Below are 9,956 nucleotides of genomic sequence, written 5' to 3'. Positions count from 1 at the left end.
CTAGTGACCAGCGCCATCCCGGCTGATGACGGCCGAGAAGGCGCCCAGCCACTATCCCAGCACGGACGACGCCTCCCTGACGATCCTCGACGCGTCCGTCCCGGTCATGGCCGCCCACGAGCGACCCGAGGTGCTCCGCGCCCGGGATTTGCCGGGCCTGCGGTAGGTAGAGGCGGATCTCGACCGGGATGTCGCCGTCAGGACCGGCGACACGCACCAACCGGCCATTGACTGCTTCGGAGGAACCTCACCCGGAAAGCGGACGGTCCTCAACCCACCCCGAGCGGACAGTCCGATAGCGACCGAGGCTGTGTCAAAACTCGAATGCTGTCGGCCGTTGTAGAAAAACGTTCTCTCGAAGGATGGTGGCACCGGCCAAACGGGCTTCTTGTCGGCGTCGGCCGCTAAATCTGGAGATCCATCATCCTTGGGGCGGAGACGTTCGTTCTACGATTTCGCTACATACCCGCGTTTTGACACAGCCTCGACCCAAGTCGGCCATCCCATCGAAGAAAGGCGCTTCCTGAAAGCGGTCATTCGCCGACTGGCCGGCAACGTTAAATTGAAAGAGGCAACCAGCTACTCCTGGAATTATCGAGCCAGCTCGATCCCGGAATCGTGATAAATAATACCGCATTACAGAAAGCGGCTAGCCACAAACCTTTATATCAAGCTTTCAATCAAAGGTTGCACTTAATTTTATTAACCGCATAGCTTGATAGACCGCTGTCATCGCCACGCATTTAGCCACCGACGGACACCTCGCACGTTAGGCCGCGGGCACGGCGATACGCGCCCAAACACGATTGCCCATCCGCCCGTCTGGCGCAGCTCACAGCAGGATCCCATGGCTTTCCGCGTCGGTACGCGCCTTCAGCTGATCACCCTGATCGCACTCGGCGGCATTGCGGTGCTGATCGGGCTCGCTGGCTGGGACATGTCCCAGACGGTCACGGACGCACGCGAGTTGAAGACGCGCGACCTTGTCGAGACCGCGCAAGGGGTGCTCGCCTACTTCGAAGCCGAGGAGCGCGCCGGCCGGATGACCCGCGATGCCGCACAGCAAGCGGCCGTAGCGGCGGTTCGGAACCTGCACTACGCCGGCAGCGAGTACTTCTGGATCCAGGATATGCACCCGCGCATGGTGCTGCATCCCAAGGCCGACTTGATTGGCAAGGACATCGGCGGGATTGTCGATCCGGCTGGCAAGCACCTCTTCGTCGACATGGTCGAGCAGGTGAAGCAGTCGGGCGCGGGCTTCGTCCCATACCTTTGGCCGAAGCCCGGCCTGGATCAGCCGGTGGCGAAGATCTCCTACGTGAAAGGCTTCGCGCCATGGGGGTGGATCATCGGATCGGGCATCTACGCGGATGACACGGCGGCGCAGATGCGCCCCACCCTGATGCGACTTCTCGGCGGCGCGGCCATCGTTGCCATGATGATCGGTCTGTTGGGTACCCTCATAGGGCGAAGCGTGGCGCGACCCATGCGAGCCATGACGGCGTTCATGACAGGTCTCGCCGCGGGGGACCTGAGCGGACAGGTGCCAGATGCCGAGCGCCGAGACGAGATCGGCTCGATGGCGGCGGCCGTGCGGGTCTTCAAGGACAATCTGATCCACACCCGTCGGCTGGAGGCGGAGACCGCGCAGGCGCGCTTGGCCGCGGAGGAGCAGCGCGAGGCCGGCATGTGCCAGATGGCCGACAGCTTCGAGGCTGCGGTCGGTGGCATCATCGGCATGGTGTCGTCCTCGGCGACCGAGCTTCAGGCCACGGCCAGTGCGATGAGCGGCACCGCAGCCGAGACAGCCGCGCACTCGACGGCCGTGGCCGCCGCCGCGGAGGAAGCGGCCAGCAACGTCGGGACGGTCGCGGCGGCGGCTGAGGAACTCGGGTCCTCCGTCCAAGAGATTGGCCGGCAGGTGGACGGCTCTGCCACCATCGCGCGGCAGGCCGTGGCCGAGGCCGACCAGACGGGTGCCCTGGTGCTCGAACTGAGCGCAGCCGTCGAGCGGATCGGCGACGTGGTCGGCCTGATCTCGTCGATCGCCGGCCAGACCAATCTGCTGGCGCTCAACGCCACCATCGAGGCGGCGCGTGCCGGCGAGGCCGGCAAGGGCTTCGCCGTCGTGGCGTCCGAGGTGAAGGACCTGGCCGGCCAGACGGCTCGGGCGACCCAGGAGATCTCGGGCCAGATCTGGCGGATCCAGGCCTCGACCGGTCAGGCCGTAGCGGCGATCCGCGGCATTACGCAGCGGATCCGCGACATCAGCGCCACCGCCACCTCGATCGCCGCGGCCGTGGAGCAGCAGGGTGCGGCGACACAGGAGATCGTCCGCAACGTCGCCCAGGCGGCGGCTGGCACCGGCGAGGTGACCGGCAACATCGCCGGCGTAGCGAGCGCGGCGGAGGACACCGGCGCGGCAGCGAGCCAAGTGCTCGGGGCGGCGTCCGAGCTGTCGCGACAGTCCGAGCACCTGACGGCCGAGGTCAGGCGCTTCCTCGCCACCGTTCGCGCGGCCTGACGCCAACCCTCGCACGTCCGCTTCCGCTTCTTTTCAGGCGGAAGCGGACCGGCAGAAAACCACCCATAGCCGCCATCGCGCCCGCCTCGGTCCCGGTTGCTCGCAGCTCATGCATCGGGCGCAACGGCGAGGTCGGTCCAATAGGGCGTGATCTAGCGGAACGATTGGAAGCACGAAGCGCAGCCGTTCCGTCAGGTGGTAGTCGGCTTTTGGAACGCGAACCGGCGAACGTCAGAGAACTGTGTGGAACTTGGCAGGCCGTCCGCGTAGCCGATAATGAGAATGCTTGTGGCTGGTCCGGTAGCGGCTGCTTGCCGTACCATCGGTGAGCCGTACCCTAACGTACCCTTATGCGAATGGGCGCCGCAGCCGTCAGGGTGAATGTCCGCTATGGAGTTACGTCCGCGGCTCCGTGAATGACCGGGATGGGCGCCAAGCCGAACTTCCGGTTTCGGGAAGCGAGCCGATGTCGGTTGACGGCGCGAAGCCGCGGGGCGGGCAGATCACAGGTCCGCGGCCACGCAGTTGACTCAGGAGGCCGGACACTTGCTCCCTACGCGGACGGCTCCACGCCGATCCGCATTCGGGCGCATGACCATTCAGCCGAGGCAGGCAAGCCCTCGCCTTGGCACGAACCCTGCGCACGTGTTCTCACGATGTCGGCCTCCTGATGCGACAGTGCACCCAGGCAGCGACGTCGACAGCCTCGGAGAGTGCAGGTTGAACACGCCGACCACCACTGAGGAGCAGTCGCTAGCCCAGATCGCGCGACGCGTCCTGCCGGGGGGCAACTTCGGCAACATGGCCGGAGAGATCGTCGTGCGCTCAGGCCGTGGCGGACGCGTGTGGGACGTCAGCGGGAACGAGTACATCGACTACCTGCTCGGGTCGGGGCCCATGCTCGTCGGACACGCCCACCCGGCCGTGAACGCCGCCGTGTTGGAACAAGTCGAACGCGGCTCGACCTTCTTCGTCAACAACGAACCTGGCATCCGGCTCGCGGCCGAGATCGTCGAAGCGCTGCCCTGCGCCGAGCAGGTCCGCTTTGTCTCCACCGGCACCGAAGCCGACGCCTACGCCATGCGGCTCGCCCGTGCCCATCGGCGACGGCCCAAGATCCTGAAGTTCGAGGGCGGCTACCACGGCATGAGCGACTGGGCCCTGATGAGCCTGTGGTCCGCACGTGAGAACAACACGGGGCGCGCCGTCGCCGACACAGCCGGCATTCCACCCGGCCTGCTCGACGAGATGTTGGTGTGCCCATTTAACGACCTCGCAGCGGCGCGCGAGATGATCCACGCCCACCACGACGCGATCGCTGGCGTGATCGTAGAGCCGATGCAGCGCCTGATCCCGCCCGCACCAGGCTTCCTGCAGGGCCTGCGCGACCTAACTACCGAGTACGGCATCGTGTTGATTTTCGACGAGGTCGTGACCGGCTTCCGCCTCTCCTACGGCGGAGGTCAGACCTACTACGGCGTCACGCCCGACCTGTGCACGCTGGGCAAGGTGATCGGCGGCGGCTACCCGCTCGCGGCGATCGCTGGCCGAGCCGAGATCATGGCGCACTTCGACCGCGAGCGGGTCGAGCCGGAAGGCTTCACGCCGCAGATCGGTACGCTCAGCGGCAACCCCATCGCTGCCGCGGCGGGGCTGGCCGCCCTGGCGCTCCTGAAGCAGCCGGGAGCGTACGAGCACTTGTTCGCGACAGGGCGCGCCATCTGGGCCAGCGTCGAGGCGGCGCTGCGTGAGGCGGGGCACGCCATCACGATGGTGGGCGAGCCGCCGATGTTCGACGCGCTGTTCACGACGTCGCGGGTGATGGATCATCGCGGCATGGCAGGGGCAGATGCCGTGCGCGCACGGCAGCTCAACGGCCTGTTGCGGGCGGGTGGAATCCTGAAGGGCGACAGTAAGATGTACGTCTCACTCGCCCACGACGAACGGGATGTGGCCGACACGCGCGCGGCCTACCGCGCGGCCGCAGCGCGTCTGGACGAGGCCCACGCCGTCCCGTGAAATCCCTTGTTGCGCCCCTCAAGGCTCGTCGCGCGAGAAGCGCCGGACCACGTTCTCCAGCAGCCGGGAGATCTGGCCCTGGAACGCACCCGCGTGCCAGAGGCTACCGCAGAACGTGATCGAACCGACCGACAGCACCGCCCCACCGGACGGGGTCTCGAAGTAGACGATCTCGCCCCGCTTGAGCTCCTCAGGCTCCTCGCCCGAGATGGTCGAAACGTGCGTGAGCATCTCCTCCGGCACGGTCACGAACGAGCTCGGCGGGTCCTCCGACACCGCGAGGATCACCGCGTCCTCCGGGGTGCCAAGGTCGTGGTCGGCCCGGTCGAGCTCGAACCCCGCCGCCCCGCCGCCGGACAGGCCGTACCCGCCGATCGTCTCACCCTCGACCCCCTCGAAAATCCAGGCGTGCGCGGCCTCGTACGAGGCCGGCAGCCGGCGGTAGTGGGTGCCCTCGAACAATCCCTGGCCCGAGAAGCCGACGCCGACCAGCGACTGCGGCGGCCGACGGTTGCGCCGCCATAAGCCGCCCAGCGCGCCGTCGAAGGCGTTGTGGTACTCGCCGGGCTCGGCCTCCCAGGCCCGGATCCCACCCTCGGCGCGCCGGATCTCGATCACGCCTGGCATGTCGGGATGGCGGGCGATGCGCCAGTAGAAGCCGTTGCCCCCGAGGTACACGAGGCGGCCGCCGCTGCCCGTGTAGGCCGCCAGCGCGTCGAGCGTGCCCGGGGTGTGATATTCCGGGTGCGAACCTGTCAGGACCGTCCGATAGGGCCGGATCAGGTCGGGGCCCTCGTCGTCGAGATCCTCGTCGGTGACGATGTCGAACGGGAAGTCCTTGGCGGTGAGCCACGCGAGGAGGTGCGTGTCGGCGGGGTAATGCCGCAGGCCGGAGCCCTTTGGGTCATCGAAGGTCAGGTAGCCCGGCCGCATCGTCAGGATCGGCCGAAGGCGGGACGAGAAGGCGATGCCGCTGCCGTCGGCGTGGCGGTTGTAGGTCGAGCGGCCGTAGACCGGGAAGTCGTCCGGGTTGTAGGGCGAGGCTCCCCAGGCGGCGGCCCGCGCGCGGAGGCTGTCGTCGAAGTTGCCGCGCGCGTGGTTGGCATAGGCCTGGTAGGTGAAGGTCGAGGCCAGGAAGGCGATCGGCGCCCGCGGGCCGTCCCGGCGCGGCAGGACGTAGAACGGCAGGCGGTCCTCCCCACCAGCACAGGTCAGCCGCAGGGCGTAGGCGCCGCTCGGCAGGTCGGGAATCGTCAGCTCGAAGTCGGGCTCCCACCGACAATCATCGAGGTCGTCGTCGTGGAAGTGGATGGCAGCGTAGTCCTCGGGCGCGTGGCGAAAGCAGGTCTCGCGCCCGCTCCAGAACGCCCCGACCACGCCGCGGGTGGGCAGGTTCACGGCGCGGCCGTGTCGCGCTTGGGGCCCGGTGTCGATCAGCCCGGTCCCGCCGATGTCCTGCGCGAAGTCCCAGAGAGCGAGTGGCGTGACGTCTTCGGGGAGGCGGCCAGGGTCGAGCCAGTCGGCCACATGACCATCTAAAATCGCCGGTGCCTCGATCTTGCCGGTGAAGTGCCGCGCCGGCTCCGCTGCCCGCTCGGCCGCGAACAGCACAGGCCCCCCGGCGGGAAGCGCGAGCCCGGCATCGTCGGCGCGCCGGATGACTGGTTCGCCGCCATCGAGCGCCCGCTGCCCGAGGGTGAGCGCGCCGGTCCGCGGGTCGGCGGCGAGCCAGATCCGGTACCAGCGCCGCCGCTGGATCGGGGCATCCGTGGCGAGATCGGCGCGGCCGCCCGCCCACCGCAGCGACGCTGTCGCGCCCGCCCGACCGAACGAGAGGACGACGGCACGATCGCTGGCCTCTTCAGTGAGGACGGCACGTGTGTCACCCGGCCGGCCCGCCCAAACGAGGGCGGTCCAAGTACAAGGAGCAGACGCGTCCCGGTCCGGTCCGGCCGGCACCAGTCCATAGGAGCCAGCATGGACTGGCTGTCGGCGGCCGGCTACCATCCGGTCGAAGAGGGCGGACAAGTCTTCGACACGAAGACCCGGCCCGTCCGGGTTCGGATCGCCCGAGACAACCCGCTCCAGCCGAGCCCGGTACGAACCTCCATCGCGCAGGCTGACGTGGACCGAGAGCGTGTCGCCGGGCCGCCCGGAGAAGCGGGACATGTATCCCGTGACGGGTAGTTCCGCCGGCGCCGCGTTGCTCATGTCGTTGCCTCTTCGGTCCGCCGCGTCACGCCTTGCGGACGTTGTAGAACAGCGGGAAACCCTTCAGCAGTCCCGTAACGGTGCTGCGCCGCGCCGTCGGCTGGAAGTAGACTCCGAGCGGCAGGTAGGGCACGTCCTCGAAAGCCTGCTCCTGCAGCCGCCGGCAGATCGCCAACCGCACGTCCGGATCCGAGGTCGCGAGATATTCGTCCCGCATCGCCTCTAGCGCCGTGCTCGTCGGCCAGCCGTAGATGCCCTTGCTGCCGATGCCACGGATAAACTTGTTGTCGGCCGGGGTGATCGTGCAGACCGCGGTCGTGAACACGCACAGTGCGCTCCAGCCGCCCGCCGAGACGGGCTGCGTTGAGGACCAGCGCTGCACCATGGTACCCCAATCCATCGCCTGGTAGTCGACGTTGAGGCCGATGCGGCGAAACATGTCGGCCGTCACTTCGCTCATCGCGTTGATGCTCGGGAAGTCGGTCGGTGCTATGAACACGACGCGCTCGCCCCGATAACCCGACGCCTGCACGGCGGCTTTGGCCTTGGCGAGATCCGGCATGCTGGACAGGCGCTCCATCCCTGCATCGTTCGCCATCGATCCCGGGGTCATGTAGCCGATGCCGTCCCGCCACATCTTCGGGTCGTCGCCCGCCACCGCCGTCATCACGTCCGCTTGGCTCAGCCCCATCAGTAGGGCCCGGCGTAAGGCGGGGTTGTCGAAGGGCGGCTGGAGGTGGTTGACGCGCATCAGGCCGAGAAAACCCGCTTCGTCTTGCACCTCGGTGCGCAAGTCGCGGTCGCGGGCCAGTGATGCGACGAGATCGGGGATCGGCTGCTCCCACCAGTCGATCTCGCCGGTCTGCAGCGCGGCGGCGGCGGTGGCGGCATCCGGGATCGTGCGCCACTCCACCCGGTCCAGATGGGCGACTTTCGGACCGGAGAGGAAGCTCGGGGGGCCGCCCTCGCGCGGAACATACTCGGCAAACCGCTCGTAGACATTGCGCGCGCCCGGAACGCGCTCGGCGGCCAGGAACTTGAACGGTCCGCTGCCGATCACCTCAGGGATCGGCTTGAACGGGTCCAGCTTCGCCAAGCGCTCCGGCATGATGCAGGGCATGTTGGTGTTGGCCTTGCCGAGCACGTCTGGCAGAGTCGGAAAGAGATGTCTGAGTCGGATCCGCACCTCAGCGTCGGACGGCGCCGTCATTTCGTCGATGGCCGCCATCAGGTCGAAGCCGTAGAGGTCGCGGGCGCCCCAGCGCTTGAGACTCGCGACGACGTCGCGAGCGCGCACCGGCTCTCCGTCATGGAAGCGCAGCCCGTTGCGCAGGGTCAGCCGCCAGAGCAGGCCGTCCTGCTCGACGACGTGTCCGGCAACCATCTGCGGGCGCGCCACGTAGGCGTCGTCGACTCCGTACAGGGTGTCGAAGACCATGAAGCCGTGATTGCGGGTGACAAAAGCGGGCGTGACGATTGGGTCAAGGAGGGCGAGGTCGGCCTGCGGAACGAAGCGCAGCACGCGGTCCTTTCCAGCAGCCCGGGCGACCGCGGGCATCGCGAGGCTCGCGCCGGCGAGTTGGAGGAACCTACGCCGCCGCATCCCCATGATCCTGATCTGCCTCGTTCGCGCTGACGCGAGTGCTCAACAAGAAGCATGCCGATCAGCCGCCAAGCCCGCAAAACCCGAACGGCGCTGCGACACCTGATCTCGACGCTACCCTGGCCATCGGCTTCGCGTCGCCGAATGGATGTCTCCAACTGCCGAAAGCCGCTGGTCCGCTCCGGAGAGGGATCGCTGGAAAAGCGGACAGCCTCCTGTTGCCCCAATCCCGAACTATCGGGCAGTTCATCCCAACTGATCCGCCCCCATTGAAGTGGTCCGCCCTTTGGTATGGCTTTTGAGCCTGGAGGACGGATGACTTGGCAAAGCACCCGAAGCCCAAGGAGATCGTTGCCAAGCTGCGGCAGGCGGATGTGCTGATCTCACAGGGCCATAGCGTCGCCGATGTGATCCGCGCAATCGGTGTGAGTTCAGTGACGTACTACCGGTGGCGGCATGAGTTTGGCGGCCCTACGCTCATCGACTACTATGTTAATTTTGTATCGGTTTCTGCGTTAAAATGTGGTATGCAGTTGGCTCGTCTATTGGGCCTATCACGTTTAAACAGGCGTGTTTAGAGAGAAAAGGTAAAGACATGGCTGCAAGCGGAACTGTCCGACCGGTCGTGAATAGAGACGCTCAGAAGGTTTGTTCCTTAAGTGGCGCGCAGAAAAAGATTTATGAAGATAAAAAAGTTACGCTTACTGACCTGATCAAGATGCTGGACTCCAGCATCAAGGAAGCGGAACAGGCGCGATCTAATGAGAAATTCTGGACAAACGCGCTAATTACGGCAAAGTTAATCAAAGTGGCAGCCGATGTCGCAATGGATGTCCTCGAAAATTTTACTGGCCCCGCCGGGAAGGCAGTAAATGTTATATACAGTCATGCTTCGTTTGTAACAGATGGTCTAAACGGCCAACTGGACGACCGTAAAGTCTTGCAACAAGTTGGAGAAAATCATGTTGATGCTCTCTCAGCTACTCTAGAAAGTTTGGATAAAACAAAAGCGTCAAAAGTTGTTGGGGGGATTAAAACCTTCGTAAAGGCTGCTCAGGGGATAGCTGAGGTCGTAGAAGATTATAAAGGATCGAAAGAAAGTGGAGTTGAGTCATCGAAAAAAAATCTTATGGCTCAGATGAAGAAAATTAAAGTGCAAATTATACAGATCGATGCTGATTTAGCCTCCTGTAAGGCCAAGTAAACTTAAATTTTAGGTAATTACCCACCCCTGTAACTGCTGGGTTCAGGCGCCGATGGTTTTGAGGATGGCGCCGAAGGGGCTGCTGCCTGTGAGGCGTGCCGTATCGACGACAGTGCGGATGTCGGCTTCGCCCGCGGCGGCCCACATCGCACGATAGCCGTTGGTAACCTTTCGCTGGACGACGGACGGGCGCAGTAGCCGCTCAGATCCGTTGTTGGTCGGCTCGACCGCGCCGGGGTGGGCGAGGAAGACCAAGAGCTGATGGCGAGCCCGACCGGGCCTGGATCGTGACGATCTCGGTCTGGAGTTTGATAGCCTGGAGGCGGCCTATCTGGAGGCTTGCCACACCGTGCCGGAGATGAGCGCCGACATCGTGAGGAAGAAGGCTAACTTAG

At 65.4% G+C, this 9,956-nt stretch carries 6 protein-coding genes and 2 pseudogenes; 5 read left to right on the top strand and 3 right to left on the bottom strand.

Annotated features, from left to right (window positions below; translation table 11 throughout):
- Window positions 1–25: 25 nt before the first annotated feature.
- From OXS27_RS30735 to OXS27_RS30725, 3 genes are all read left to right on the top strand, one after another.
- Window positions 26–166 (top strand): hypothetical protein, encoded by a 141-nt coding sequence (locus OXS27_RS30735; protein WP_267361450.1) that lies wholly within the window; start codon window positions 26–28, stop codon window positions 164–166.
- Between the two features lie 681 nt (window positions 167–847).
- A complete protein-coding gene (locus OXS27_RS30730; protein ID WP_267361448.1) occupies window positions 848–2,524 on the top strand; it encodes a methyl-accepting chemotaxis protein in 1,677 nt (558 codons plus the stop codon).
- Between the two features lie 720 nt (window positions 2,525–3,244).
- Window positions 3,245–4,543, top strand: a complete 1,299-nt coding sequence (locus tag OXS27_RS30725) for an aminotransferase class III-fold pyridoxal phosphate-dependent enzyme (protein WP_267361446.1) — start codon at window positions 3,245–3,247, stop codon at window positions 4,541–4,543.
- Between the two features lie 18 nt (window positions 4,544–4,561).
- On the opposite strand, the gene OXS27_RS30720 is transcribed toward OXS27_RS30725, so the two are convergent.
- Both OXS27_RS30720 and OXS27_RS30715 read right to left on the bottom strand, forming a co-directional pair.
- Window positions 4,562–6,754 carry a N,N-dimethylformamidase beta subunit family domain-containing protein gene (locus OXS27_RS30720; RefSeq protein ID WP_267361444.1) on the bottom strand — a complete coding sequence of 731 codons (2,193 nt, stop codon included), beginning with the start codon at window positions 6,752–6,754 and terminating at the stop codon, window positions 4,562–4,564.
- Between the two features lie 25 nt (window positions 6,755–6,779).
- Complete coding sequence (locus tag OXS27_RS30715) at window positions 6,780–8,357, bottom strand: ABC transporter substrate-binding protein (protein ID WP_267361442.1); 1,578 nt, start codon at window positions 8,355–8,357, stop codon at window positions 6,780–6,782.
- Between the two features lie 320 nt (window positions 8,358–8,677).
- Between OXS27_RS30715 and OXS27_RS30710 the strand changes: the two are divergent.
- Together OXS27_RS30710 and OXS27_RS30705 are read left to right on the top strand one after the other, a co-directional pair.
- A pseudogene (locus tag OXS27_RS30710) lies at window positions 8,678–8,827 on the top strand (helix-turn-helix domain-containing protein); the annotation flags it as partial.
- A gap of 125 nt (window positions 8,828–8,952) precedes the next feature.
- Entirely contained in the window at window positions 8,953–9,561 is a 609-nt protein-coding gene (locus OXS27_RS30705; protein WP_267361440.1) for a hypothetical protein, read from the top strand.
- 42 nt (window positions 9,562–9,603) lie between these two features.
- Here the strand turns inward: OXS27_RS30705 and OXS27_RS30700 are convergent.
- Window positions 9,604–9,849: pseudogene (locus OXS27_RS30700) on the bottom strand (transposase); the annotation flags it as partial.
- Window positions 9,850–9,956 lie beyond the last annotated feature (107 nt).

This window comes from Methylobacterium sp. GC_Met_3, assembly GCF_026540775.1.
Classification (GTDB): Bacteria; Pseudomonadota; Alphaproteobacteria; order Rhizobiales; family Beijerinckiaceae; genus Methylobacterium.
The sequence above is the reverse complement of the archived record's forward strand: the minus strand, read 5'-3'. Positions and strand labels throughout refer to the sequence as shown.